The sequence below is a fragment of the Agromyces sp. Y575 genome (genome assembly GCF_059445445.1).
On the sequence record NZ_JCAIUI010000002.1, the window covers coordinates 700,018 to 726,097 of the forward strand.

Annotated in this window: 19 protein-coding genes and 1 pseudogene; 11 read left to right on the plus strand and 9 right to left on the minus strand. The window is 69.9% G+C overall.

The features are described 5' to 3' along the window. Positions 1–5: 5 nt before the first annotated feature. The gene (locus tag AC1C2U_RS09360; protein ID WP_495361478.1) at positions 6–1,796 is read right to left on the minus strand and encodes a threonine/serine exporter family protein; all 1,791 of its coding nucleotides are present in this window, start codon (positions 1,794–1,796) and stop codon (positions 6–8) included. A gap of 163 nt (positions 1,797–1,959) precedes the next feature. On the opposite strand from AC1C2U_RS09360, the gene AC1C2U_RS09365 reads away from it, so the two are divergent. After that, positions 1,960–3,633 carry an MFS transporter gene (locus AC1C2U_RS09365; protein WP_495361480.1) on the plus strand — a complete coding sequence of 558 codons (1,674 nt, stop codon included), beginning with the start codon at positions 1,960–1,962 and terminating at the stop codon, positions 3,631–3,633. After that, positions 3,630–5,153 carry a leucyl aminopeptidase family protein gene (locus tag AC1C2U_RS09370; RefSeq protein ID WP_495361481.1) on the plus strand — a complete coding sequence of 508 codons (1,524 nt, stop codon included), beginning with the start codon at positions 3,630–3,632 and terminating at the stop codon, positions 5,151–5,153. The genes AC1C2U_RS09365 and AC1C2U_RS09370 overlap by 4 nt, the downstream gene beginning before the upstream one ends. 248 nt (positions 5,154–5,401) lie before the next feature. Here AC1C2U_RS09370 and AC1C2U_RS09375 read toward each other — a convergent pair whose 3' ends face one another. The 3 genes from AC1C2U_RS09375 to AC1C2U_RS09385 form a co-directional block, all read right to left on the minus strand. Continuing rightward, the gene (locus AC1C2U_RS09375) at positions 5,402–8,575 is read right to left on the minus strand and encodes a helix-turn-helix transcriptional regulator (protein ID WP_495361483.1); all 3,174 of its coding nucleotides are present in this window, start codon (positions 8,573–8,575) and stop codon (positions 5,402–5,404) included. Continuing rightward, positions 8,572–8,763 (minus strand): hypothetical protein, encoded by a 192-nt coding sequence (locus tag AC1C2U_RS09380; protein ID WP_495361484.1) that lies wholly within the window; start codon positions 8,761–8,763, stop codon positions 8,572–8,574. Before AC1C2U_RS09380 ends, AC1C2U_RS09375 begins: the two co-directional genes overlap by 4 nt. 298 nt (positions 8,764–9,061) lie before the next feature. Next, a complete protein-coding gene (locus AC1C2U_RS09385) occupies positions 9,062–9,784 on the minus strand; it encodes a pyridoxamine 5'-phosphate oxidase family protein (RefSeq protein WP_495361485.1) in 723 nt (240 codons plus the stop codon). Between the two features lie 77 nt (positions 9,785–9,861). Between AC1C2U_RS09385 and pdxR the strand changes: the two genes are divergently transcribed. The 3 genes from pdxR to AC1C2U_RS09400 all read left to right on the plus strand — a co-directional run bounded on the left by pdxR (position 9,862) and on the right by AC1C2U_RS09400 (position 12,343). Beyond that, on the plus strand, positions 9,862–11,322 hold the full coding sequence (gene pdxR, locus AC1C2U_RS09390; RefSeq protein WP_495361486.1) for a MocR-like pyridoxine biosynthesis transcription factor PdxR: 1,461 nt from the start codon (positions 9,862–9,864) through the stop codon (positions 11,320–11,322). 125 nt (positions 11,323–11,447) lie between these two features. Next, positions 11,448–11,939 carry a LysM peptidoglycan-binding domain-containing protein gene (locus AC1C2U_RS09395; protein WP_495361487.1) on the plus strand — a complete coding sequence of 164 codons (492 nt, stop codon included), beginning with the start codon at positions 11,448–11,450 and terminating at the stop codon, positions 11,937–11,939. Then, a complete protein-coding gene (locus AC1C2U_RS09400; RefSeq protein WP_495361488.1) occupies positions 11,936–12,343 on the plus strand; it encodes a hypothetical protein in 408 nt (135 codons plus the stop codon). Before AC1C2U_RS09395 ends, AC1C2U_RS09400 begins: the two co-directional genes overlap by 4 nt. Positions 12,344–12,461: 118 nt before the next feature. On the opposite strand, the gene AC1C2U_RS09405 is transcribed toward AC1C2U_RS09400, so the two are convergent. The 4 genes from AC1C2U_RS09405 to efeU form a co-directional block, all read right to left on the minus strand. Then, a complete protein-coding gene (locus AC1C2U_RS09405; protein ID WP_495361489.1) occupies positions 12,462–14,045 on the minus strand; it encodes an MFS transporter in 1,584 nt (527 codons plus the stop codon). 52 nt (positions 14,046–14,097) lie between these two features. Next, positions 14,098–15,603 carry an iron uptake transporter deferrochelatase/peroxidase subunit gene (efeB, locus tag AC1C2U_RS09410; protein WP_495361490.1) on the minus strand — a complete coding sequence of 502 codons (1,506 nt, stop codon included), beginning with the start codon at positions 15,601–15,603 and terminating at the stop codon, positions 14,098–14,100. After that, positions 15,603–16,808, minus strand: coding sequence for an iron uptake system protein EfeO (efeO, locus tag AC1C2U_RS09415; RefSeq protein ID WP_495361491.1), 1,206 nt, complete (start codon positions 16,806–16,808; stop codon positions 15,603–15,605). Before efeO ends, efeB begins: the two co-directional genes overlap by 1 nt. 62 nt (positions 16,809–16,870) lie before the next feature. Next, positions 16,871–17,746, minus strand: coding sequence for an iron uptake transporter permease EfeU (gene efeU / locus AC1C2U_RS09420; RefSeq protein WP_495361492.1), 876 nt, complete (start codon positions 17,744–17,746; stop codon positions 16,871–16,873). 114 nt (positions 17,747–17,860) lie between these two features. Here efeU and AC1C2U_RS09425 point away from each other — a divergent pair, with 114 nt between their 5' ends. Further along, positions 17,861–20,080, plus strand: a complete 2,220-nt coding sequence (locus AC1C2U_RS09425) for a S9 family peptidase (protein ID WP_495361493.1) — start codon at positions 17,861–17,863, stop codon at positions 20,078–20,080. 286 nt (positions 20,081–20,366) lie between these two features. On the opposite strand, the pseudogene AC1C2U_RS09430 reads toward AC1C2U_RS09425, so the two are convergent. Beyond that, positions 20,367–20,601 (minus strand): annotated as a pseudogene (locus AC1C2U_RS09430) (recombinase family protein); the annotation flags it as partial. Between the two features lie 242 nt (positions 20,602–20,843). Here AC1C2U_RS09430 and AC1C2U_RS09435 point away from each other — a divergent pair. The 5 genes from AC1C2U_RS09435 to iolB all read left to right on the plus strand — a co-directional run bounded on the left by AC1C2U_RS09435 (position 20,844) and on the right by iolB (position 26,066). After that, positions 20,844–21,446: a GNAT family N-acetyltransferase gene (locus tag AC1C2U_RS09435; protein ID WP_495361494.1), complete on the plus strand. Its 603-nt coding sequence runs from the start codon at positions 20,844–20,846 to the stop codon at positions 21,444–21,446. Between the two features lie 215 nt (positions 21,447–21,661). Continuing rightward, complete coding sequence (locus AC1C2U_RS09440; RefSeq protein ID WP_495361495.1) at positions 21,662–22,981, plus strand: FAD-binding oxidoreductase; 1,320 nt, start codon at positions 21,662–21,664, stop codon at positions 22,979–22,981. A 121-nt stretch (positions 22,982–23,102) separates the two neighbouring features. Beyond that, positions 23,103–24,140 carry a 5-dehydro-2-deoxygluconokinase gene (gene iolC, locus AC1C2U_RS09445; RefSeq protein ID WP_495361496.1) on the plus strand — a complete coding sequence of 346 codons (1,038 nt, stop codon included), beginning with the start codon at positions 23,103–23,105 and terminating at the stop codon, positions 24,138–24,140. Beyond that, a complete protein-coding gene (locus AC1C2U_RS09450) occupies positions 24,130–25,038 on the plus strand; it encodes a class I fructose-bisphosphate aldolase (RefSeq protein WP_495361497.1) in 909 nt (302 codons plus the stop codon). The genes iolC and AC1C2U_RS09450 overlap by 11 nt, the downstream gene beginning before the upstream one ends. A gap of 50 nt (positions 25,039–25,088) precedes the next feature. Further along, a complete protein-coding gene (iolB, locus tag AC1C2U_RS09455) occupies positions 25,089–26,066 on the plus strand; it encodes a 5-deoxy-glucuronate isomerase (protein ID WP_495361498.1) in 978 nt (325 codons plus the stop codon). Positions 26,067–26,080 lie beyond the last annotated feature (14 nt).

A 26,080-nucleotide genomic window follows, 5' to 3' on the forward strand; every position in this document is an offset into this window, starting at 1 on the left:
ATCCCTCACAGCAGTGGCCCGCGCGATGATCTCAAACCGCTGGTCAGGGCCGAACCGGCGAGTGTGCCGAGGGCGATGGCCACCATCGTCGACACCGTCGTGACGAGGGTCGTCACGCCCGCCTCGTCGCCGCCGAGGATCGAGGTCACCCCGACGAGGCCGAGCGCACCGGGCACGAGCAGCCAGAACGCGGGGAGGAAGCTGACCACGGCGGGCGGGCCGGTTCGCTGGCGCGCCACCATCACCGCGACCGGGGTCATCACGAGCGCCCCGACGAATGCCGAGAGCACGCCGCCGAAGAAGATATCGCCGATGACCTGCGCGCCGTACGCCGTGTAGAGCACGAGCAGGATCCAGCCGATCGAGTCGCGACGCCCGCACTGGTGCACGACGATGCCGACGCCGAAGACAGAGACCGCGATCCACGGCGCGATCGGCCCGATCGGTTGGGATGCCGCGGTGAGCTCGACGCCCGGAACGCCGACGAGTGCGGCGCCCGCGACGATGCCGACGGCGAGCAGCACGAGCTGCATCGCCCCGGCGGCGAGCCGCCCGGCACCCGCCATCATCTGACCTGTCGACAGTTCGATGACGCCCGTCGTGAGGAGCGACCCCGGCAGCAACGTCACGAGGGGGGCCATGAGCGATGGCAGCACGCCGGGGTCGAGACCCATGCGGATGAGCAGGAACACCGCGATCGAGACGAAGAACGCGATGCCGACGGTCACGAGGGCCTGGTAGTCGCGCGGCGCCCGAGCGGCGATGAGCAGCACCCCGCCGACGATCGCACCGAGCACCGCTGCGACCGCGGCGCCCACCCATGAGGCGCCGAGCAGCACGGCGAGACCCGCGGAGAGCAGCACGTACGCGACGACGCGCTGGGTCGCAGAGTACGGTGCCGGCCTGCGGCGGAGCCTCCGGATGCTCCGTTTCGTCGTCACGGGGTCGATGCGACCTGCTCTGGCGGCTTCGACCGTGCGGTGCAACTCGTCGACCTGGTACAGCATCAGGCGGCTGTGCCCGCTCGAGACGGCACCGGTGCGGAGTTCGCCGACGCCTCGGGCGGAGACGATCAGCGCGGTCGGGAAGACGATGGTCTCGGTCTCGGGAATGCCGTTCACCTTGGCGATGTCCTCGAGCGCAGCGCCCACGGTGGTCACCGAGTACCCCGCGTCGATCATCGCCTCGCCCGTGGCCTCCATGGCGGCGAGGGTCTCGTCCGCGGCGGCCCCGTGCACCACGGCGCCGGCGGCCACGTCAATCAAGCCGGTCTGGCCGGTCTGGCCGGTCTGGCCGGACTGGCCGGTTTCCGCTACGGGCTCGGCGGCACCCGGCCGCCGGATCGCGAGGAGCACCGCGGCGATCGCGAGCAGCACGATCACGGCGATGATCCACGACCACGGCGAGCGATTCTCGACATCGGATGCCGCGGGCGGCACCGGTTCGAGCACAGGCGCGTCCTCAGGGTCACCCCCGCCATCGCCGTTCTCGTCGACGGGGCCGCCTGGAACCTCAGGCGGCGGCGCCTCGGAGGCCGGCGGCTCGACGGTCTCGACGGGCGGCTTCGGATCCTCCGTCGGCCCCGGCTCCGGCCCTGGGTCGGGTTCGGGTTCCGTCGGCGGCACCTCCCCGGCCGGCGCCTCCCCGGCCGGCGCCGTCGGCTGGACGGGTTCGACCACCGGGCTCATCGCAACCGCCCCCGCCGGGGCCGCGGCGAGCGCGCCGACCCCGAGCATCGCGGCCACGGCGAACGCCGCAAGCACGGAAGTGACCCGCACACGCCCCCCGGCTGACATGACGCTCACTGTAGTCGTCACAGTCGTCGCGACTCAATGACAGCCGGCCGGAGTGCGGGGGGCGGACATTCGCCGCCTTCGCAGTCGCAGCAGCAGCAGTATCGCCGGGCGAGGCTCACGCAGTACGGTGAGCATCAGTATCTGTGAACCGAGGGGATCGTTCATGAGCATGCAGGCCGAGGCACCCGTCGCCGTTCCGATTCCGAAGACTTCGTGGCTCGCGCTCATCGTGGTCGTGATGACGCAGATCCAGGTCTCGTTCGCCGTGAATGCGCTGACCGTGTCGATGGCCGGTATCACGACCGACCTCGAGACCGCGGCGAGCTCGATCGGCATCGCGATCACCGCCGGAACCTTCGCAATGGCGGCGTTCATTCTGCTCGGTGCGAAAATCGGTTCCCGCTTCGGCAGCCGAGGCGTCTTCCAGATCGCCGTCGCGATTCACGGCGTCGCCATGCTCGGTGTCGCGCTGAGCGTGAGCCCGGCGATGCTCTTCATCGCGCAGGCCTCCTCGGGCGCCGTCATCGCGCTCATCGCGCCGGCGCTCACGGTGTTCATCGCCACGAACTACCACGGACCGCAGCAGGGCAGAGCGATCGGCCTGCTCGCTGCGGCGATCCCCGCGGCGGGCGTACTCGCCCTCATCCTCGCGGGCTGGTTCGCGACCACGATCGGATGGCGCTGGTCGTTCGTGCTCATGGTCGGCCTCGCCGTCATCAACCTGTTGCTGAGCTTCCGGCTGAAGCGCGTGCCCGCCCAGCCCGGCCTCTCGATCGACTGGACCGGCGCCCTGCTGGCCGCCGTCGCCGTCATCCTGCTGAGCTTCGGCTTCTCCGGCCTCTCGACGTGGGGAGTCTGGCTCGCGACGAACCAAGCGCCGTTCGACATCCTCGGCATCTCGCCGGCCCCGCTCCTCGTGCTCGCGGGCCTCATCGTGGGCCAGGTGTTCTTCTCGTGGCTGCGGCGCCGAGGGCGCGAGGGCAAGCCGCGCATCTTCGACCTGCGGGTGCTCGCGACGGGCTCCGAGCGCGCGATCACCGCGTGCATGGGCATCATGCTCTTCGTCGGCACCGCCGCGAACTTCCTGATTCCGCTCTACATCCAGGTCGTGCAGGGCCGGTCGAGCATCGAGACGTCGTTCTCGATCATCCCCTACACGCTGTCGATCTTCCTCGCATCGACATTCATCGCATCGCTCTACGGCAGGTTCCCGCCGCGGGTGCTCGCGAGCGCAGGGTTCGTCGTCGTGGCCGCTGCGCTCACCCTGCTCGCCTTCACCGTGCGCGGCGAATGGAGCCAGGGCTTCGTGGTCGTGGGACTCATCCTGCTCGGCCTCGGCCAGGGCTCGATCGTCGCGCTGGTGTTCAACACCCTGCTCTCCGCGGCGCCGAAGCAACTCGCGGGCGACGTCGGCGCCTGGCGCGGGCTCGTGCACAACATCTCGGGCAGCGTGGGCATCGCCGTCGGTACGGCCTTCGCGGTCGGCATGCTCTCGACGATGCTGTTGACCGGGGCGCAGGAGCACCCCGAGATCTCCGATGAGCTCATCTCGCAGGTGAACTTCAACGAGGCCGACTTCCTCACGAACGAGCAGCTCGCCGCCGCCCTCGAATCCCGGGCGACCGGCCCCGAAGTCGACGCCGCCATCCTCGTCAACGCCGAGGCGCGGCTGCAGTCGCTGCAGGTGTCGCTGCTCGGTCTCGCGGCGCTCGCGCTGCTCGCGATCGTGCCGGCGACGCGCATGCCCGGCCGACGCAAGGACGAATTGCCCGAGAAACTCGAACCCGACGATGACGACCCCATCGATCCCGTCGACGAAGAAGAGGCACTCGCATGACCCGCAGTCCGAACAAACTCATCCCGGCCGACTTCACCGCGACGCCGTCGCTCGCGCATTCCCTCGCGGTCGTGCTCGACGACGCGCTCGGCGAGGTCGAGACGACCGGCGTGCTCGTATTCACGGATGCCTCGGAGCCGGCGTCCATCGCCGGGCTCGACCCCGCAGCGTGGCAACGGGCCGGGTTCGACGCGAAGCCCGGACAGACGCTGCTCATGCCGGGCGACGAGCCCACTGTGCTCGTCGGCGGCGGCACGACCGCAGATCTGACCGTCAACGGACTGCGCGACGCGACCGCGACCTTCGTGCGCGCGGCATCGACGAGCGCGCGCCTCGGTTTCGAGATCCCTGCGCTCGGTGGCCTCGACCGCGCAGCCGCCGGGCAGGCGATCGCCGAAGGCGCCGCGCTCGCACGATACCGCTACACGGGCCTCTCGACGAAGCCCCCCGGCACGTCGCTCGAGCGACTCGCCCTGCGAATCGGCGACGTGCTGCCGGCGACGCCCGACGCCGCCGAACTGGCAGCCGGCATCGAGGTGGGCCTCATCACCTCACGAGCAGCGAACATCGCCCGCGACCTCGCGAACGCCCCAGGCGGGCATCTCACGGCGACCGACCTGGCCGATGTCGCCGTCGAGCTCGGCACTCGCTTCGGGTTCGACGTCAAGGTGTTCGACAAGCAACAGCTCATCGACCTCGGCTGCGGCGGCCTGCTCGGCGTGAATCGCGGCTCGACCGAAGAGCCGCGCATGATCAAGCTGCGCTACACGCCCGCCGGATCCTCCACCGGACACCTCGGCCTCGTCGGCAAGGGCATCATGTACGACTCGGGCGGCATCAGCCTGAAGCCGTCGGACCCGATGCACCTGCTCATGAAGATGGACATGGGCGGCGCGGCATCCGTGCTCGGAGCCTTCACCGCACTGCGCGACCTCGGCGCCACCGCGACCGTGAGCGGCTGGCTCATGTGCACAGACAACATGCCGTCGGGCTCGGCGTACCAACTCGGCGACGTGCTCACCGCGCGCAATGGCACCACGGTCGAAGTGAGGAACACCGACGCCGAGGGCCGGCTCGTGATGATGGACGGCATCTCACTCGCGAACGAAGACGGCGTCGATGCGATCGTCGACATCGCGACACTCACGGGGGCGGCGCTCATGGCACTCGGCCAGTCGGTGGCGGCGCTGCTCGGCAACGACGAGACGATGCTCACGGCGGTCGAGCGCGCGTCGGCTGCGACCGACGAGCAGGTCTGGCGGCTGCCGCTCGAGCGCAGGTACCGCAAGCAGCTCGACTCGGAGGTCGCGGACATCGCCAACCTCGGCGGCCCGTTCGCCGGTGCGACGACGGCGGCGCTGTTCCTCGACCACTTCGTGGGTGCGACCCCGTGGGCGCACCTCGACATCGCGGGCACGATGCAGTCGGATGCCGACGACTCGTGGCGCTCGAAGGGTGCGACCGGGTTCGGCGCGCGCATCCTCATCGATGTCGCACGGGGGTTCCGCCCGGTGCGCTGATCGCGCCATGGTCCTCGCCCCCGCCCCAGCCCTTGCCTTCTCGCTCGCCAGAGCCTTGCAGCAATTCAGGTCAGCGCACGGTGTGTCGTCGCTTCAGCCACGCGACACGCCGGACGACACGCCTCCGCTCCTGAATTGCTGCACGGCACGGGCCGCGGCATGGGCTGCACGGCACGGCACGCGGGGCTGCACGGCTTGAGCTGAGCGGAGGCCGGCGCTGCGGAGGGAGGCAGGGCGGCGCGCCCGCGTCAGCGCAGTACGCCCGCGCGGTAGGCCGCCTCGGTGCGAGTCGCCGCACCGAGCTTGCGCAGGATCGCCGAGACGTGCACGCTCGCAGTCTTGCCGCTGATGAAGAGTCGCTCACCGATCTGCCGGTTGCTGAGCCCCTCGGCGATGAGTTCGAGCACTTGCCGTTCGCGTGCGGTCAGCTCGGCGGTCGCGGCGGTGAGTTCGGCATCGGATGCAGCGGCGCCCGCGATGCCCGGTGCCCCGGCGTTGTTCGCCGCCTTGCCCCGGCCGGCGCCCATGCCGCCGTCGAGCGCGAGCCCCGCGGCAGCTGCCACCTGCGAGACCCGGTCGCGAACCGCGCCGACCCCGCCGCTCAGCGCCAGGTCGAGCGCGCTCTGCAGCGTCACCTTGGCGGCGGCGCGATCACCGCACGCGAGTTCGGCCTCACCCTGTCGGAGGAGGGCGAACGGTGCGAGGTATCCGGGCGCGGTGGGCGCGGCGGCGGTCTTCGCCGCTGCGCGCCAGGCCGCGACATCTGAACCGGCGGCGCCCCCGGGCGCCTCGGCGAGCTCGGCGTCGAAGAACGCGGCCCAGAGCGAATGCGTCGGCCACATGGTCAACTGATCGAGCAGCCCACGGAACGTGGGCTCGGCCGCCCCGATCTCGGCGGCGAGCGCATCGGAGATGCCCCCTGCACGCTCGGGCGCACCCGATCTGGCGGCGCCGATGACTCGCGCCGCCACCCAGAGCGCCGGTAGAGCGTAGCCGGGTAGTGGCACGTCGTGCTCTTCGAGCACCCGCCTCACCTCTCGCCACGCCTCGGCCACGTCGCCGTTGGCGAGCGCCACCTCGGCGGCGACGCGGCTCACGCTGAGCCTCGTCTGCGTCTCGACCTCCATGACCTCGCCCCAGGCGGATCGGACGCGCCGCAACTGCTCGGCCGCACGAACCGGTTCGCCGAGCCACAGGATGCCCCAGATGCGTGCGCGTTGCAGGTAGACGCCGAACGGGCCGGGAGGGTCGAGGGCGAGGGCACGCTCGACGAGTGCGGCGGCGCGATCCCATTCGCCGAGAGCGAAGAGCGGGTCGACGGCGTTGGAAGCGAGGAGGACGCCCGTGCTGCGCTCGACACCTTGGGCGCGTGCCTGTTCGAGGCCCGCTTCGGCCAACCGCACCGCTTCGCGATGGTTGCCGACGAGGTACTGGAGGTCGGAGGCGTTCACCCAGTAGCGCAGCAGCGCCGTACCGTCGCCGGCGGCGAGTTCACGCGCGCGCTCGAGGCCGGCCAGACCTGCCTCGACCTCGCCACGACTGGCACGACTGACGGCTGCGATGTTGGTGGTGATCGACGCGTATCTCGGCGAATCGAGCTCGAGCGCCACGCTGAGCGCACGTTCTGCGGTCTCGACGGCCTCATCGAGCCGACCCTCGATCATGAGTCGGCCGCTGAGACCGGTGAGCACGGTCATGCGAATCTCGCTCGAGCCGTGCTCGCCGAGCGCCTCGAGCGCTTCTTCGAGTACGGGAATCGAACCCGGCCGCCCCACGTTGGCGAGGTACATCGCCTTGTCGCGCAGGAACCGGGGGTACTGCGGATCGTCGCGCGGGCACTCGGCGAGGGCGGCTTTCACGAGCGTGAGGCCTCGCTCGCCTTCGCCTGCATTGCGGAGGTGCGAGGCCGTGCGGCCCATGAGCTCGAGCTTCGCCATGCCGGCGGCACGTGCCGGATCGGGCACGACGTCCCACAGGCCGAGCGCCCGTTCGCCCAGTTGAGCGGCCGTCGCATACGCCGCTGCGGCGCGCGCTTCGCGCATCGCCTGGATGCTTGCGGGGAAGGCTCGCGTCGCGTCGTGCGCGCCGAGCCAGTGGAAGGAGATCTCGGCAGCGAGTCGACGAGTGCCGGCGGCGGCCGCCGCTTCGTACGCCTCGGCGTACCGTGCGTGGAAGCGCGCCCGCTCGCCGGGCAGCAGGTCGGAGAGGATGGCCTCGCGCACGAGCGCGTGTCGGAAGGCGTAGTCGTCACCCTCGATCGTGAGCACCCCGAAGACCACGCACTGGCGTGCCGCGGCGTCGAGCTCATCGGCTGTGCCTGCGTACACGCCGGACAGCAAGGCGTGGGAGATGCGCACACCTCCGGTGGAGATGAGCCGCAGCAGCTCTTGTGCCGGATCGGGCAGTCGCTCGTAACGGGCGAGCAGGAGTTCGCGCAGGGTGTCGGGCACGAAGCTCTCGTCGCGGCATCCGTCGATGCCGACGAGCTCTTCGACGAAGAACGGCACGCCGTCGCTGCGGCGGAACACGGTGTCGAGCGCGCTCGCGCTGGGCGCCTCGTCGACGACGAGCGACTTCACGAGCTTGCGCACCTGCGCGCGAGTGAGCCGCGGGAGATCGCGGCGTTCGACCCAGCGGTCGCGCTCGGCCTCGGAGAGGAAGGGGCGCAGCGGATGCCCCCGCGTGACGTCTTCGCTGCGGTACGTGAGCACCGTGAGTACTCGGCTCGAGCCCAGCGCGCGCATGAGGAATCGGAGGAGCGCAAGCGTCGCGGCGTCGACCCAGTGCAGGTCTTCGATGACGAGCACGATGGGGCGCTCGCGGGAGACGGTCTCGAGCAGCACCGCGATGCCCTCGTGCAGTTGGCCGGTGGCGGCGCCGACACCGGCCAGTGCCGCGGCGGGCTGGACGTCGGTCTCGGACGCCGCGAGCTCTGGGAGGAGCGCGGCGAGCGCCGAGCGACCGGGGCCGGCCGCCTCGAGCACCCGCTCGGGCCCGAGCTCGGCGATGAGCGTGCGCAAGGCCGCCTTGACGGGAGCGTACGGTGCCGCGACACTGCCGAGGTCGACGCACTGACCGGCGAGGAGCTGCACGTCGGCCGGCAGCCCGCGCTGGAACTCGCGGATGAGCCGGGTCTTGCCGATGCCGGCTTCACCGCCGATGATGACGGTGAACGGCGCGCCTGCGCGCACCTCGTCGAGTCGCTCGTTGAGCCTCGAGAGGTCGGCGTCGCGACCGACCATGGCCGCCGCTGACGTGATCACGATCTCATCGTGCCACGTACCACCGACAGCGGCGGCTGCCGCGGCATCCGTGATCGCGCTCAGCTGAATCGGATCGGGAGCGCTCGGCGGATGCAGGTGCACCCGCGGGCCGGCGGGCAGTGACACCGCCGGCGCCCCGATGGTGACGGTGGGGGTCACCGCAACGCGAGTCGCGGAGCCCGGTGCGCGTGGTGGTGACGGTGCCGGCGAACAGCGGTGCCGGACGACGCCACCGCGTCGCCCGACCCGCTCTCTTCGGGACTGCGCTGCAGGTTGAGCTCGTGCTCGGCGCGCAGCACGTCGGTCTGGTGGGCGTGCAATACGACGAAGTCTGCCGAGAACTGCATGATTCCTCCTGGTGCTCTTCCGGAACTTCCGACCGGATGCCTCCAGCGTGCTCGCTAAGGTGCCTGAGGCTCATCGGGCGATCGCCCTATTTCGCGGCGCCTCCCCCGACGGGACCCACTTACCCGATGCGCCCGGTTAACGGGAGAGGGTCGGTGCACGGCGGTAGCCGTCACGGCTGAACTGCACGATCGCGGCTGAGACCGCCACGGCGGTGACCAGGCCGAACGCTGCGAGGAACAGGATGGCGAACATCGCGCACCTCCCTTCTGATGGACACTCACGGAATCTGATGAAACCTCAGAGAAGCCTGCGGCCCTGGCCGGTCGATGTCGTCAGGGCGACCACCGAGTCGGGTGTCGGGGTTGACTCCGGCGTGAGCGCCGAACGCTCGGGCGAACCCCAGGCCTTGCCGAGCGGCACGACGCCGGCCCACACGGAGTGGTCCTCGCCGTCGTCGGGAGCCTCGGACGCCCCGGCCGCACGCACCTTCATGACCACGTCGTCGAGGCGAAGCTGCAGCACGCGGGTCGCCGCGGCCTCCTTGCGCGTCGTGGCGCGCACTTCGGATGAGCGGCCGGGCATGAGTCGTTCGGAGAGCGCGATGAGCGCGGCATCCGCTCGCTCGCCCTCGACCGGCTGGAGCACACCGTAGACGACGACGCTGCGGTAGTTCATCGAACTGTCGAAGAGCGAGCGGGCGAAGACGAGGCCGTCGAGCGCGGTCACGGCGAAGGCCACGGTCTGGCGTTCGGATGCCGCGCGCAGGGCGAACCCGCCGCCGGTCGAGCCGTGCACCAGCAGATGCTCGCCGTCGCGGGCGTACCCCATCGGCACGATGATCGGCGCACCGTCGACGACGGCGGCGAGGTGGCCGACGAGTTCGGAGTCGAGCAGTTCGAAGAGGGCGTCGCGGTCGGCACTCTGGCGCTCGGGCAAGCGGCGGATGCGGCGGGGTGCGAGTGTTTCGGCGGGTGCAGGGGCGGCGGGGGCCGCGGCGGCCGCTGGGTCGATCGTGGTCATGCTTCGAGTCTCGGCGCTACACTGGTCGCGCCTGCAGTCCAGTTTCTGCAGTTTCCACCAGTCCAGTCTGGAGTCGTATGGACGGGCCGATCCTCACCATCGACCGCGAATCCGGCAAGCCCATCGTCGTGCAGCTCGTCGACGGCCTGCGCCGCGGCATCCTCCGCGGCGCCCTCCGCCCGGGCGACCCCGTGCCTTCGACGCGCGCGCTCGCGAAAGAACTGGGCGTCTCACGCAGCGCTGCCGTCGCGGCGTTCGAGCAGCTCGCCGGCGAGGGCTACCTCGAGATGCGGCAGGGAGCGGCGACGCGCGTCGCAGTGCTCGACCCCGCGGCGACGCGCGTCGCGAGCGCTCACGGACTCGACGAGCGAGCGGATGCCGCGACATCCGCTGCGCCGGTCGACGAGCCGCGCATCGACCTCCTGCCAGGTCACCCCTCGACCTCGCGCATCGACCGACGGGCGTGGCGTGCGGCCTGGCGGCATGCCGCGTCACTCGAGATCCCTGCCACTGCTCCGCCGCCGTTCGGTGTCGATCGACTGCGCGCCGAGATCGCCGATCACCTGCGGCACGCTCGAGGCCTCTCATGCGCGCCCGACGACGTCGTCGTCACCGCGGGCACGAGTGAGGCGCTCGGGCTCGTGGCCTTCGCACTCGCATCCGTCGCCGGGCGGGCTCCCGTGGTCGCGGTCGAGCATCCCGGCTACCCGTCGGCGCGCCGCACCCTCGAGCGCCACGGCGCCCGCACCGCACCAGTCGGGCTCGACGCCGACGGGCTCGACCTCGACGCACTGCGACGAATTCCGCACCGCGCCGACGCCGTCATGGTCACGCCGAGCCACCAGTACCCACTCGGCGGTCGCCTGCCCGTCGGAACCCGGCTCGAACTGCTCGCGTGGGCGCGCGCGACCGGCGCCCTCGTGATCGAAGACGACTACGACAGCGAGTTCCGACACCTCGGCCCGCCCCTGCCCGCGCTCGCGTCGCTCGACGAGTCCGGCCGCGTGGTGCTCGTCGGCAGCTTCTCGAAGGTGCTCACGCCATGGATCCGGCTCGGCTACCTCGTGCTGCCGCCGACAGGGGCGAACTCCGAGCTGCGCGACGCGATCGCCCGTGCCCGCGCCGACGAGCCCTGCCCCGTGCCCGGCGTGGCGCAGGATGCCATGGCCGCGCTCCTCGCGAGCGGCGCCGTACGCCGGCACATCGCGGTCGCCCGGCGCGAGTACGCTCACCGGCGCCGTCTCGTGCTCGCCGCCCTCGACGGGCTGCCCGGCGCCACGCTCTCCGGACTCGACGGCGGGCTGCACGCGGTCATCGGGCTGGCGGATGCCGCGGCATCCGCTGCCGTCGTCGCCCGACTCACGGCGGAAGGCGTCGGCGTCGCACCCCTCTCCGACTATTCCGCGATCCCCGGCGATGGGCAGCCTGGCATCGTCTTCGGCTATGCGGCGCCGAGCGATTCGCAGCTCGTCGAAGGACTCACGCGCATCCGTGCCGCGATCCTCGATCGGCTCTCGCCACGCGGCGCACCGGGATGACGTGATCTGCCGGAATCCCGATGCGAATACGACCATCGGCCACTTGTCGGAAGCCCGACTCGACCCATAGTGTGAACCGACCGGTGCGCCGAGGGCGGCGCGCCGCCCTACGGTCGGGAGGCCCGGTGAAGCGAGCAATCGGCAGGAAAGCGGCATCCGCTCTCGGTCTCGGTGCAGTGCTCGGAGCAGCGGGCGTGCTCGCGCTGAGCGGATGCGTCGCTGCACCCATCCCGCCGCCCGTCACCATCGTCGCGACCGTCACCGCGACGCCGAAGCCCGCTCCCACGCCGACGCCGACGCCGGTCGCAGCGCCGCCCGTGGAGCCCGCGCCGGCCCCCGCTCCCGAGCCGGTGCCGAACGCGCCTGCGCCCGTCTACGAGCCGGGCCCAGCCGTCGATCTCGGCGCGGGCGACGGTGCGAACGGCTCCCCCGTGCTCGACGGGTCGGGCATGCCCATCAGCTACACCGTCGTCTCGGGCGACCACTTCTTCGACATCGCCCAGCGCTTCGACCTGCCGCAGCAACAACTGCTGCGGATGAACCCACAGGTGCACGACTACGGCGAGAACGTCTACATCGGCGACGTCATCAACCTCGACTGGACGAAGACCGGGTGAGCTTCGCTGCCGAAGTCGATGTGATCGTCACGATCGCCCCTTGGAATCCGTGGCCGGTTGCGATTCCCGTGATCACGCTCGCCATCGGCGTCGTCGTCTCCATTCTCGGCACCCGACGCCGCTCGAAGCCCATCCGCGAACTCGGCTTCGTGGTCTTCCTCGTCTCGGCGCTCACGGCGGGCGCGATGGCGTGGACACTCTCTGGCATCTGGGACACCCAGGCGCGCACGCAGGCGCTCGAGGAACTCGGGTACGTCTCACCCACGTTCAGCGGTGGCCTGAGCCTCTCCGACAAGGGGCTGCCGCCGATCGGATTCTCGGCGGAACGCGACGGCGCCAGAGTGAGCGGTGTGCTGATCGACCAGGGCGACGGCCGCTGGCAGGTCAAGGAGTCGACCGAGTGAGCAGCAGCGGCGGCGGCGCACCGCCACCGCGATGAACACCTTCAGTCGCCGGATGCCGCAGCGCCCGGGTCACCCGCACCGAGCGGCTCGCTCATTCTGGAGCTCCGTGCGCCTTCGGTCAGCCGAGCACGCTTCCCTCAGCGGCCGCCGAGGGTTTCGGGTCGGGCAGCCGCCGCATCCGCAACGCAGTGACGATGCCGAGCAGCCCCGCGAGGATCGGGATGAGCAAGGCGACCTGCAGCGCGATCGGCCGTGACTCGGTGTTGATCGCGATGATCTCCTCCTGCACGTCGTCGGGCTGGTCGGCGAGCAGCTCCTCGAGCTGCTCGTCCGACATCAGCTGGGCGTCCTCCTCGAGGGCGACCGCAACGCGCTGCTGCTCCGCGGGCTCGAGCACCGCGCTCGATTCCGCGCGAGCAGTGAACGTGAAGGCGAGCACGGCGAGCATGATGGCGCCGGCGAAGGCGAGGCCGAACGAGAGCCCGAAGGAACCCGCGGCGGAGTTCACGCCCGCCGCCTCGCTCACCCGTTCGTCGGAGATCGGCGACAGCGTGTAGTTGTTGAGCTGCGAGACGAGCAGCCCGAGCCCGCCACCGGCGATGACCAGCGGAATGGCCAGCCACCAGCCCGAGTCGGCACGCGGCACGACCACCACGACCGCGGCCAAGCCGATGACGAGGAGCCCGAAGCCCCACAGGATGATCGAGCTCGGACGGCCGTTCGCTCGCTTCCCGGCCACCAGTGCGACCGCGAACATGCTCAGCGAGAGCGGCGCGATGGAGAGACCGGCGAGCAGCGCGTTGTAGCCGAGCACCATCTGGAGGTAGAGCGGCAGCACGATCATCGAGCCGCCGAGGGCGATCTGCTGCAGAAGCTGGCCGCTCACCCCCGCCTTGAACACCTTCGATTCGAACAGCACCGGATCGATGAGGGTCGCACGCTCGCGTCGTTTGCGTTCCCGCAGCCACCAAACGAACCCGACGAGCGCGATCGCCCCGACGCCGATGATGAGGGCCACGTACTGCCCGCCCTCCTGCCAGACGAGAATGCCGAGCACGATGCCGCCCATGCCGACGACCGAGAGCGCCGCGCCGACCCAGTCGACCGCACGCGAACCGGTATAGCGCACATCCTTGACGAGCCCGATGCCCGAGAGCACGACGGCGATGACGATCGCCTCGAGCAGGAACCCCACTCGCCAGGAGAGGAACGTCGTGATGACGCCGCCGAGCAACGGGCCGATGCCCGCTGCGATCGCGGCCGAGGCACCGACGAGGGCGTACACGCGCTTCTGCTGCGCGCCCTGGAAGTTGCCGTGGATGAGGGACTGCATCGCCGGGAGCAGCAGCGACGCACCGATGCCTCCGATGATCGCCCAGAAGATGATGATCGCGGTGAGGTCTTGGGCCAGCGTCATTGCGATCGCGCCGACGGCGTACCCGAGCAGCCCGAGGATGTAGGCGAGCTTCCGGCCGATGAGGTCGCCGGTCTTGCCGCCGATGAGGATGAACGCGGCGGAGACGAGCGCCTCGAGTGCGATGGCACCCTGCACGCCGCTCGCGGTCGTGCCGAGGTCTTCCACGACCGCCGAGATCGACACGTTCATGAGCGAGGTGTCGACGACGAGTACGAACATCGCCATCGCAAGGAGGAGCGCCAGCCGGCGGTTGAACGGCTTCACGGCGACATCACCGGATTCCATGGCTCACTCAACCACATCTCGCGGTCGCCGGAAAGAGCCAGATCGGGGACGCTCAGGCGAAGAGCGCCTGCCCCACGAACTCGCCTTTCGCCACGCCTCCGGGCACCGCGAAGACGGCGGAACCGACGTGCTTCAGGTACTCGTTGAGCCCGTCGCTCGCGAGGCTCCGCTGCACGTCGATGAACTGCTGCGGCGAGCGTTGGAACGACAGGAAGAAGAGGCCCGCGTCGAGCCGGCCGAGCGAGTCGTTGCCGTCGACGAAGTTGTATCCCCTGCGAAGCATACGAGCGCCGCCGGCGTTCGAGTGGTGCGCGAGTCGCACGTGCGCGTTCGCGTCGATGAGAGGCTTGTCGGCCACGCCAGTCTTCTCGAAGTCGGGCTCCGTGAACTCGGTGCCGCCCGAGAGCGGCGCCCCCTCGCCCTTCGAACGACCCACGAGCTGTTCCTGCTCACCGAGCTGCACGCGGTCCCAGTTCTCGATGATCATGCGGATGCGGCGGGCCACGAGGTACGAGCCGCCCGCGAGCCAGGCCGGGTCATCGGATGCCGCGACCCAGACCTGCTCGTCGACCGCCGCCGTCTCCTCGGCCTTCACGTTCGCGGTGCCGTCCTTGAAGCCGAAGAGGTTCCGCGGCGTCGCCTGCGTCGTCGATGTCGACGAGGTGCGGCCGAAGCCGAGCTGCGACCAGCGCAGGCTCGCGCGGCCGAACGCGATGCGGCTGAGGTTGCGGATCGCGTGCACGGCGACCTGCGGGTCGTCGGCGCACGCCTGGACGCAGAGGTCGCCGCCCGAGATCTCCGGCACGAGCGCATCGCCTTGGAACCGCGGCAGCGGCTCGAGCAGCGCGGGCTTCCGCGCCGCGAGCCCGAACCGATCGGCGCCGCCCGCGTCGCTGAAGAGTCCCGGTCCGAAGCCGAACGTGATCGTCAGCCCACTCGCCGCCAGGCCGAGCGCCTCGCCGGTGTCGGCGGGCGGCGCGTAGTCGGAGCCGCCCACGGCACCGCCCTCGGCGACCTCGAGCCCCTGGCTCAGGCGCGCCGCGGCATCCGTCCACTCCGTGAGCAGCTCGATGAGCCCGTCGCGGTCGAGGGTCTCGGCGACGTCGAAGGCGGCGAAGTGCAGGCGGTCCTGTGCCGCGGTCACGATGCCGGCCTGGTGCGCCCCGAAGAACGGGAACGCGGATGCCGCGGCGCCCGAGGCCTCCGTCGCCCCACCGCCGGTCGCGGCGAGCGCCGCACCGGCTCCCCCGGCTGCACCGACCACGGCGCCGGCCGCGCCCGCGCCGAGGAAGCCGAACAGCTGCCGGCGACTGACGCCGCTGTGCGGGTTGAGGAGGCCGTCTGCGGCCGTCTCGAAACCATCGTCACGGGGGGCAGGGTTTCGAGACGCGTCCTCCTTCGTCGGGCGCTCCTCAACCCGCGAAGCAAACGCGTCCTCCTTCGTCGGGCGCTCCTCAACCCGCGAAACAGACGCGTCCTCCTTCGTCGGGCGCTCCTCAACCCGCGAAGCAGACGCGTCGCCTCCGGCGGCGCTACTCGACGAACGATCGTCGCTCATCAGACCCCGAGCACCGTCGCGGTGAGCTTCGAGAGCGGCTCGGCGAGGGCATTGACCTGGTCGCTCAGCGCCTTCTTGTCGGCGTCGGTGAGCTCGGAGTAGTTCACGAAGCCCGACTCGAGCGAACCGTACTCGCCGAGCGCCGCCTCGAGCCCCGCGAACTGCTCGTCGATCTCGGTCGCAAGGGCAGTGCCCTCGTCGCCCTTCGACTCGGCGAGCGCGCGCACCGCGCCGAACGCGACGCCCGCGCCCTGCACGTTGGCGGCGAAGTCGGAGAGGTCGGTACCCGACCACCAGTCCTCTTCACCGGTGATCTTGCCCGCTGCGACCTCGTCGAGCAGAGCGATCGCACCGTTGGAGATGGCGTCGAGCGAGACCGTGAAGTCGTCGGCGGTCACGAGGTCGTGGAGCTCCGTGACATCCGCCACCAGGCCGTCGGCGTACGCCTGACGCTGCTCGGGAGTCGACGGCGTCCAGTCCTTCAGGGCGTCCTGCCCGTCGGAGTTGAGGTCGCCCGCGGCCGGCGGCCAGAGGTCCTTCTCGATGCGGTGGAAGCCGGTCCACTCGAGCCCGTCGGCGACGGCGTCGACCTCGCGGAAGTCGATCTTCGGGTCGAGGTCGCCGAACGCTTCGGCGGTCGGCTCGATGCGTTCGTAGGGCACGCGCGTCGACGCGAACAGCGAGCGAGCGGTCTCGTCGTCGCCGGTGGCGTAGGCGCCGGCGAACGCCTCGACGAGCGGCAGCAGCTCGGCGGACTGCGAACGCACGTACGCCAGGTACTCGGTGACGGCCTGCTCGCTGAGCGCCTGCTCGTCGGCCGAGACGGCGGACGTCTCACCAGTGACGGTGAACTCGGCGAGCCCGATCGGGGCGCCGACCTGCTGGAACTTGCACGCCGTGTAGTACGTGCCCGGGCCGAGCTGGGCGACGAACTCGACCTCCTGGCCGGGCGTCACGTTCTCCTTCTCGCCCACGATGCGCAGCTGGTCGTCGGCGAGGATCTCGAACTCGTTCACGTCGGAGCCGTTGTTGGCGAGGCTGAACGTCACAGCGCCGGCGGGCGCGGCGGCGGCGGCCACGGCGCATCCGTCATCGGTGATGTCGACCGCGATTGCCGATGCGAGATCTGACTTCGCGACGCAGCCGGTGAGGGCCAGCGCGAGTGCGGTCACGGCAACGGATGCCGCAAGGGGGCGTCGGGTCATGGGGGCTCCTGTTGATCGAGGTTGGGTCTGCAAGAAGTGCCCTGAGCGTGTCGAGGGGGCGGTCATGCGGGAGGGTTCGCTTCGACAGGCTCAGCGAACTCGACAGGCTCAGCGAGTTCAGTTCGAACCGGGCGGCGTCGCCGGTGCAGCATCGCGAGGTAGAGCGTCGTCGTGATGGCGACGTACAACACCCAGCCGATGACCTGCGCCCAGGTCGGCTCGGGCGTGAAGTTGAAGATGCCGCCGAGGAGCGTGCCGTACCAGCTGCCCGGAGGCACGAGCTCGACGAGGCTGAACGCGTGCACGCCCCAGCCGGGAATGACGGAGGCCTCCTGCAGGTCGCCGATGCCGTAGACCAGCACGCCCGCCGCGACGAGGATCAGGAAGAGGCCCGTCCAGGTGAAGAACACCGAGAGGTTGATGCGCACGAGGCCGCGCGAGATACCCCACGAGATGGCGACGGCGGTGAGGATGCCGAGCAGGGCTCCGACCGTGCCGGCCACGGGGTCGCTGCCGCCCGAGACGTTCGCCCACACGAAGAGCGCGGTCTCGATGCCCTCGCGCCCGACCGACAGCGCGCCGAGCAGCACGATCGCGAACCAGGAACGGTCGATCGCGGCATCCACTTGCCCGCGCAGCTCTTTCGAGAGGCGCGCGCCGTGGGTGCCCATCCAGAAGATCATCCAGGTGACGAGCGCGACCGCGACGAGCGAGAGCACGCCGCCGAGCACCTCCTGCGCCTGGAAGGTCATCGCGTACGGACCCCAGGTCAGCAGCGCGCCGACGCCGAGCGAGACGGCGACCGCGATGGCGATGCCAATCCAGAGCCTGCCGTACAGGTCGCGTCGGCCGATCTTGCCGAGGTACGCGATCAGGATGCCGACGATGAGTCCTGCTTCGAGGCCTTCGCGAAGGCCGATCAGGTAGTTGGCGAGCACACGCTTCTCCCGGGTACGAACGGAGTAATTAAGCTAAGGCTAACCTAACCCAGGGTCGCTTCGCGAACAATCTTCGTGATCTGCCGAGCCGCCGGAGGGGCGTACCGTTGGAGCGTGCTGACTCCGCCGAAGACCGAGAAACGACCCACCGAACGCGTGCACCACGGCGACGTGGTCGTCGACGACTACGAGTGGCTGCGGGAGAAGGACGACCCGGCCGTCATCGCGCATCTCCATGAAGAGAACGCCTACACGAAGGCGAAGACCGTGCACCTCGCGATTCTGCAGGAGCAGATCTTCGAGGAGATCAAGACCCGCACTCAAGAGACCGACCTCAGCGTGCCCACGCGCGAGGGCGACTGGTGGTACTTCACCCGCACGGTCGAGGGCCAGCAGTACGGCATCCATTGCCGAGTGCCGGCAGCCGGCGCCGACGACTGGGAACCGCCGGCCATTCCGCTCGCTGAGCCTGTCGAAGCGAGTCGGCAGGGCGAAACGGCGGTCCCTTCGACAAGCTCAGGGAGCCTCCCCGGTGAGCAGGTGCTGCTCGACGACAACGTCGAGGCCGCCGGCCACGACTTCTACTCGCTCGGCAGCTTCGACGTCACCTCCGACGGGTCCACCCTCCTCTACGCGATCGACATCGAGGGCGACGAGCGTTACACGATCCGGCTGCGCTCGCTCGACGGCTCGGGCCGAGAGTACGACGACGTGATCGAGGGCACGTCGGGCGGCGCCACGTTCGACGCGAGTGGTCGCTACGTCTTCTACGCAACGGTCGACGAGTCGTGGCGCCCCGACACGATCTGGCGGCACGAGGTCGGCACCGCGGCATCCGACGACGTCTCGGTCTTCCACGAGCCCGACGAGCGGTTCTGGCTCGGCGTCGGCCTCACACGCAGCCGCAAGTTCTTGCTCATCGAGGCCGGCTCGAACGTCACGAGCGAGACCTGGCTGCTCGACGCTGCGGAGCCGACTGGCGAATTCGCCGTGGTGTGGCCTCGCAAAGACGGAGTCGAGTACGACGTCGAGCATGTCATCGCCGGCGGCAAAGATCGCCTGCTCATCGTGCACAACGACGGAGCCGTCAACTTCGAGCTCGTGAGCGTCGCGGCATCCGACCCGCAGGGCGACCGACGGATGCTGCTGGCCCACGATCCCGCCGTGCGCCTCGAGGGGGTCGACGCGTTCCGCGACTTCGTCGCGGTCGAGTACCGGCGCGAGGGTCTGCCGCGGGTGGCGATCGCGAAGGTGCCCACCAGTCCGCTCCCTGAGCCTGTCGAAGGGCGCCCGAACAACCACTCCGACGACACCCTGCACGAACTCGCGTTCGACGAAGCACTGTTCTCGGTCGGCGTCGGCGGCAACCCCGACTGGGAGCAGCCGACGCTGCGCATCGGCTACACGAGCTTCGTGACGCCATCGACCGTGTACGACGTGGTCGTCGCCACCGGAGAGCGAAAGCTGCGCAAGCGCCAGCAGGTGCTCGGCGACTACGACGCGACCCGCTACGCCCAGCGCCGCGAGTGGGCGATCGCCGACGACGGCACCCGGGTGCCGATCTCGCTCGTGTATCGGCACGACCTCGTCGACCTGGGCACCCCTGCGCCGACCCTGCTCTACGGCTACGGCTCGTACGAGCTCTCGATCGACCCCGGATTCGGCATCTCCCGGCTGTCACTGCTCGACCGAGGCATGATCTTCGCCGTGGCGCACGTGCGCGGCGGCGGCGAGATGGGCCGGCTCTGGTACGAGCACGGCAAGAAGCTCGAGAAGCGCAACACGTTCACCGACTTCGTCGCGGTGGCCCGTCACCTCATTGACCAAGACATCACCGCGCCCGACCGACTCGTCGCGCAGGGCGGCAGCGCCGGGGGCCTCCTCATCGGCGCGGTCGCCAACATCGCGCCCCGCTACTTCTCGGGCTTCCTCGCAGAGGTGCCGTTCGTCGACCCGTTGACGTCGATCCTCGACCCGTCACTGCCGCTCACCGTCATCGAGTGGGACGAGTGGGGCAACCCGCTCGACGACGAAGAGGTCTACTACTACATGAAGTCGTACTCCCCCATCGAGAACGTGCACGATGGCGCCCACGGCGGGCGGCACTACCCGCCCATCCTCGCGGTGACCTCGCTCAACGACACCCGCGTGCTCTACGTGGAGCCCGCGAAGTGGGTCGCTCGCCTTCGGGATGTCGGCGCCGAACCGCTGCTGAAGATCGAGATGGCGGCCGGGCACGGCGGGGTCTCGGGGCGGTACTCGGCCTGGCGCGAGCGGGCGTTCGCGTACGCATGGGTCATCGACGCGGCGGGAGCGCACCCGAGCGGCGAGTGATCCGAGGCGAGCGGATGCCGCGGCATCCGAGGCTCAGAATAGGGTCGGTTCTGCCCGAACCCGGCTGCGAGACATCTTCCTCACTTCCTCACGCGGGAGGAGCCTGAGGAATGCGTTGACGAAAGCCGGTCTCTCCCGACCTTGAGGTCCGTAAGCAGGCCGGCGCCGACGAGCGAGGTCAACCACATCGTCGCAGTGGGGCGAGATACTCATGCGTAAACTTTTCGTCGATTTTTTTACAGGTATTGCGTTCGTGTCAAAAGCTTTGACACGTGATGACAACTGACATGTTCTGTGTCGATCGCCCCAGCCGGTCCAGAGTCGTGACGACGAGAGTGTCACCGTCTTGGAGGGCGTCGAGCGCGCGATCGAAGTGTGGTCGCGATGCTCCAGCTCCGGAGCTGCCTTGGTCGACGTAGAGGTCATCGCGCCGGACGCCTGCGGCAAGGATGTCGACCTGTTTGCCGGTCGGTGGATTGCTGGCGCGTCGATACGCGCGCGGAGCCGATCAGCTTCGTCATTCTGCGCTTGGGGTTGTCGCATAACTAACGGTGAGTACTGAAATTCATGCAGGAGGTTATGCGACGTAGTTATGAGAGTCGCCGCCCCGAGATTCCCGGGTTCACGAAAGGCGCGGGGAGCGACGCGTGAGACGTCTCGTATCCCTAGGGATATGAGACAGAAACCGTGTCGTGGAGAACGCAAACTTGCGGGTGCTTTCATCGGGCAGGCTACCGGGGATCGCTGTGGCGACGGGACTGGGGTGACCGCCAGGAACGAGCTGGGTGCGATAGCCGACCAGCAAGGGGGCGGGGCGCGGCGCGGCGGTAACATCGATGACGTGATAACCACCGCTCGACTTCACCTTCGGCGTTGCCGCCGTACTGATGTGGACGCGGTCCTGGCCTACCGATCTCGCCCTGACGTCGCTCGACACCTCAGAGCGGGTGTTTGGACACGCGAGAAAGCTGAAGAGGAACTCGCGACATATGAAGATGCCGCCTTTTCTGAAGCCGGTGACGAACTCGTTCTGCTCGTCGAGGCCCAGAACGCCACCGAAGTGGTCGGTGAGGTTGGTCTCGTGTGGCTCGACGATCAGCCGAAGACAGCCGAGGTGGGCTACGTCTTCGATCCGGCCTCAGGTGGGCAGGGATTCGCGACCGAAGCCGTCGCTGCGCTCGTCCACGCCGCGTTAGACGCGTTCGGCTTCGTTCTGGTCGTGGCGAAGACCGACGAAGGGAATCTACCCTCGAGGGCGCTTTGCGAGCGCATCGGTATGAGCCTCGTGTCAACGTCGGATAGCGACGATGGTCGGGCGGTTCGTGAGTGCCTCTATGCAGTGGACCGGCAACACCTCACCCGGTAGAGGGTCCACTAACGTGCGCGACGTCGCGGTCGACTCGGAGCGACGAAACTGCGGGGCTAGTTGGCACTCCAGCCGGATCTGTCTCGTAACATAAGTGCCTCATAACACATGGGTTTCGACACACTGAGGTGCCGATCGATGAGCATGCGAACGCACGGATTCAGCGCTCAGCGAGCAGCGTTCCGGATGTCGCAGGCCGCTGCCAGACTGGCAAAATGTCTCTTCTCTCCGATCTCAGTGAGCGAATTCCAGGCCGGGCGCATGGTCCCGGCGCAACCGAATACGACGCCGGCCGTACCGTCTTCGCCGGCGTCGGCGAACCCGAAGCGGTCGTCCGGCCGCACATCGCCGAAGAAGTCGCGGCCGCCGTCGGCCTCGCGGCGGCGGCCGGCCTTCCCATCGCCGTGCGCAGCGGCGGCCACGGCCTCGTTCCGGTCGAAGACGGCCTCGTCGTCGACCTCGCCGAGTTCACGGCCATCGAAGTCGGCGACGACGGTCTCGTCACCGTCGGTGGCGGCGCGCGCTGGGGCGATGTCGCCGCAGCACTCGCTCCGCACGGTCTGGGCATCAGCTCGGGCGACACCCGCGACGTCGGCGTGGGCGGTCTCGCCCTCGGCGGGGGCATCGGATGGCTGGTCCGCGGGCAGGGGTTCGCGATCGACGCGCTCCGCGAGGCCGAGCTCGTCACCGCGGCCGGTGAGGTGCTGACGGTGAACGAGACCGAGCACCCCGAGGTGTTCTGGGCGCTCCGCGGCGGCGGCGGCAACTTCGGCGTAGTGACGCGATTCGTCTTCCAGGCCGTGCCCGCCGACGGCCTCGTCGGCGGGCACGTGCGGTTCGACCGATCCGACGTGCCGGCGGTGCTGCGGGCGTGGCGCGACATCATGCGCGGCGGCCCCGACGAGCTGAACTCGACGCTCGTGCTGATGCCGGCGTTCGCCCCGGGCATGCCCGCCGGCCCGCAGCTCGGCGTCGCGTTGCAGGGCAGCGAGGAGCGACTTCGTGAGCTGCTCGCGCCGCTCCTCGCACTCCCGTCGGTCACCGAGGTCTCGCTCGCGCCGGTGGCCTACGGCGACCTGCTCGAAGACGCCCCGCTCGGGCGTCCGCCGCTCCAGTTCGTCGGGGGCAACGGCTTCGTGCCCGAGCTCTCCGATGCAGCGCTCGATGCGGTCGCCGCCGCATACGACCGCGAGGTGCCGACGATGGCCATGCTGCGCGCTCTCGGCGGCGCGTTCTCGCGCGTTGCGCCTGATGCCACGGCCATCGCCCACCGCGACGCCGAGGCGTTCCTCATCGTCAACGGCGTGCTGCCCACGGATGCGCCGGCCGAACAGGTGGCGGCTGTGAAGGCCGGCAACGACGCGGCCCTCGCGTTCACGAGCGGCGTCTACGGCAACTTCTCCGAGAACCGCGGCGAAGAGGTCATCCGGGCGATGTACCCGCCGGCCACGCTCGAACGCCTCCGCCGCGTGAAAGCGCAGCTCGACCCGGGCAACGTGTTCCGGCAGAACCACAACATCACGCCGGCGAGCTGAGCAACGGCGAGCGGATGCCGCGGCTGAGGCCCGGGGCATCCGCTCGCTCCACTTTGTTAGGACATTCTGTGTAGACTGCTGATACCGCACGCGGCACCGGCAGAAAGTTGTACGACGCAGTATGACCAACACGACAGCATCGCCCTTCGACCTCATCACCATCGGTCGCGTCGGCATCGACCTCTATCCGACGCGCGACGGCGTGCACCTCGACGAAGCCGAGCTCTTCAGCAAGTCCGTCGGCGGAAGCGCCACGAACGTCGCGATCGCCGCAGCCCGGCACGGGCGCCGGAGCGCCGTGATCACCCGCACCGGCGACGACGCCTTCGGTCGATACATTCGGCGCGAACTCGGCAGCTTCGGTGTCGACCCGCGATTCATCGCGACCGTGCCCGAGCTATTGACACCGCTCACCTTCTGCGAGATCTTCCCGCCCGACGACTTTCCGCTCACGTTCTATCGCAAGCCGAAAGCGCCCGACCTCGAGATCACGCCCGAGAGCCTGCCGCTCGACGACATCCGCTCCGCGACGATCTACTGGTCGACCGTGACCGGCCTCAGTGAGGAGCCGAGCCGGGCAGCCCACCACGCCGCGTGGCTCGCTCGCGGGCGACGACAGCACACCGTGCTCGACCTCGACTACCGCCCGATGTTCTGGCGCTCCGTCGATGAGGCGCGGCGTGAGGTGTCCGCCGCCCTCGATTCGGTGACCGTCGCCATCGGCAACCTCGACGAGTGCGAGGTCGCCGTCGGCGAGCGCGACCCGCACCGCGCGGCCGATGCGCTGCTCGATCGCGGCGTCGAGCTCGCCGTCGTGAAGCGCGGCCCCCACGGCGTGCTCGCGAAGACACGCGATGAGACCGTCGAGTCGCCCGCCTTCCCGGTTCAGGTCGTCAACGGGCTGGGCGCCGGCGACGGATTCGGCGGCGCGTTCTGCCACGGCCTGCTCGCGGGGTGGCCGCTCGAGCGCACGATCGCCTTCGCGAACGTCGCCGGTGCCATCGTTGCCTCCCGCCGGGAGTGCTCGACGGCGATGCCGACGACCGCCGAGGTCGAGGAGCTCGCCCGGGAACGCGCAGGCAGCCGCGCCGGCGCCGGCACCGCGGTCGCCCTCGAACCCGAGCACGCACGCGACGGAGGGGCCGCCGATGCATCCTGAGACCATTCGACGATTCGTCGACGACGACCGATTCGCCGCCATTCGCGACCGGCGGGCGAACGACCCCGCTGCGATCGCGGCCGCCCACGCCGCTCGCTCGCGACGACCCCTGCTCGGCGAGAACGGCCGGCTCTTCATCCTCGCGGCCGACCATCCGGCACGCGGGGCCCTCGGCGTCGGCGACGAACCCATGGCGATGGCCGACCGGTACGAGCTGCTCGACCGACTCGCCCTGGCCCTCAGCCGCCCCGGCGTCGACGGCGTGCTCGGCACCCCCGACATCATCGACGACCTCGCACTGCTCGGAGCACTCGACGGCAAGGTCGTCGTCGGCTCGATGAATCGCGGCGGGCTCCGCGGATCGAGCTTCGAGATGGACGACCGATTCACGGGCTACGACATCGACGGCATCGTGCGCGACGGCCTCGATGTCGCGAAGGCGCTGCTGCGCATCAACCTGCAGGACCCCGGCTCGGCGGCGACGATCGAGGCCTGTGCAGCGGCCGTCACGGCTGCCGCACAGGCGGGTGTGCCGATCATTCTCGAGCCGTTCATGAGCTCACTCCGCGGCGGCGGCAGCGTCAACGATCTCACCGCCGACGCCGTCATCACCTCCGTCGCGATCGCCGCGGGCCTCGGCTCCAGCTCGGCCTTCACCTGGATGAAGCTGCCGGTGGTCGACGAGATGGAGCGAGTGATGGCGGCGACGACGCTGCCGACCCTGCTGCTCGGCGGGGAGCGCCCCGACGACCCAGACGCGATGTACGCCAGCTGGCAGCACGCACTTGCGCTGCCCGGCGTCCGCGGGCTCGTGGTCGGGCGCACGCTCATCTATCCTCCCGACGGAGACGTGCAGCGCGCCGTCGACACTGCGGCAGCACTCGTGCACGAGCACTGACGACGCGACGGTGCGGTGCTGCGGCGCCGACGAGATTCGAAGGAGCAACCGTGACCGACCAGTCGAGCACGACCCCGACGGCGAAGCCGACCCGGCCGAACGACGACCCCTGGTTCCACCCGCGAGCGAGCCTCGCCCGCGACGGCTGGGACATCGTCGTCGACTCGTCGCTTCCCGGCTGGCAGCACACCGGGCTGCGGGTCGCCGAGCTCGCCGGACGCGAGGTCGAACTGCCCGCGAGCGAGGTCGAGCGGCTCATCGTGCCATTGACGAGCGGATGCCGCGTGCGCGCGTTCACCGAAGACGACGTGCTGCACGAAGTCGAACTCGAGGGCCGCGCATCCGTCTTCGACGGCCCAACCGACATCCTCTTCCTGCCGCCGGGAACGCGCGCAACGCTCACGGGCGTGGGTCGCATCGCCGTGGCCGAGGCGCCGGCGACCACGCGGCATCCGCTTCGCCGCATCGAACGCGACGAAGTGCCCGTCGAACTTCGCGGTCGCGGGCGCGCGAGCCGGCAGGTGCACGATCTCGGCACCCCGGCCGTGCTCGACGCCGAGCGCCTGATCGTCTGCGAGGTGATCACGCCGGCCGGCAACTGGTCGTCGTATCCGCCGCACAAGCACGACGAGGAGCTGGCGGGGCGGGAGTCGCAGCTCGAGGAGATCTACTACTTCGAGGTCGCGCCGCCGGAGCCGGCCGTCGCGGGCACGGGCGCGGGCGCGGGCGCGGGCGCGGCGTCGCCCTACGCACTCTTCAGCGCCACCTCGTCGGCCGCGACGGAGATCGAGCTCGACGAGCGCGTCGGCAGCGGCGACGTGGCGCTCATCCCGGGCGGCTTCCACGGGCCGGCGGCCGCGCCGCCCGGCAACGACCTCTACTACCTCAACGTCATGGCGGGCCCCGGCGAACGCGTCTGGCACATCAGCGATGAGCCCGGGCACGCCTGGGTGCGATCCTCGTGGGAATCCGAACCCGTCGACGCCCGACTGCCCTATACCCGTGCCGCGAAAGGACCCCGCCCGTGACCGCGAGCAACGAG

Bases quoted from the DNA above. Each gene is read 5' to 3' on its own strand.
- AC1C2U_RS09360 (WP_495361478.1), bottom strand. From the start codon at position 1,796: ATGTCAGCCGGGGGGCGTGTGCGGGTCACTTCCGTGCTTGCGGCGTTC.
- efeO (WP_495361491.1), bottom strand. From the start codon at position 16,808: ATGACCCGACGCCCCCTTGCGGCATCCGTTGCCGTGACCGCACTCGCG.
- AC1C2U_RS09405 (WP_495361489.1), bottom strand. From the start codon at position 14,045: ATGGAATCCGGTGATGTCGCCGTGAAGCCGTTCAACCGCCGGCTGGCG.
- iolC (WP_495361496.1), top strand. From the start codon at position 23,103: ATGACCAACACGACAGCATCGCCCTTCGACCTCATCACCATCGGTCGC.
- efeB (WP_495361490.1), bottom strand. From the start codon at position 15,603: ATGAGCGACGATCGTTCGTCGAGTAGCGCCGCCGGAGGCGACGCGTCT.
- AC1C2U_RS09450 (WP_495361497.1), top strand. From the start codon at position 24,130: ATGCATCCTGAGACCATTCGACGATTCGTCGACGACGACCGATTCGCC.
- AC1C2U_RS09440 (WP_495361495.1), top strand. From the start codon at position 21,662: ATGTCTCTTCTCTCCGATCTCAGTGAGCGAATTCCAGGCCGGGCGCAT.
- AC1C2U_RS09370 (WP_495361481.1), top strand. From the start codon at position 3,630: ATGACCCGCAGTCCGAACAAACTCATCCCGGCCGACTTCACCGCGACG.
- AC1C2U_RS09380 (WP_495361484.1), bottom strand. From the start codon at position 8,763: ATGCAGTTCTCGGCAGACTTCGTCGTATTGCACGCCCACCAGACCGAC.
- AC1C2U_RS09385 (WP_495361485.1), bottom strand. From the start codon at position 9,784: ATGACCACGATCGACCCAGCGGCCGCCGCGGCCCCCGCCGCCCCTGCA.
- pdxR (WP_495361486.1), top strand. From the start codon at position 9,862: ATGGACGGGCCGATCCTCACCATCGACCGCGAATCCGGCAAGCCCATC.
- AC1C2U_RS09365 (WP_495361480.1), top strand. From the start codon at position 1,960: ATGAGCATGCAGGCCGAGGCACCCGTCGCCGTTCCGATTCCGAAGACT.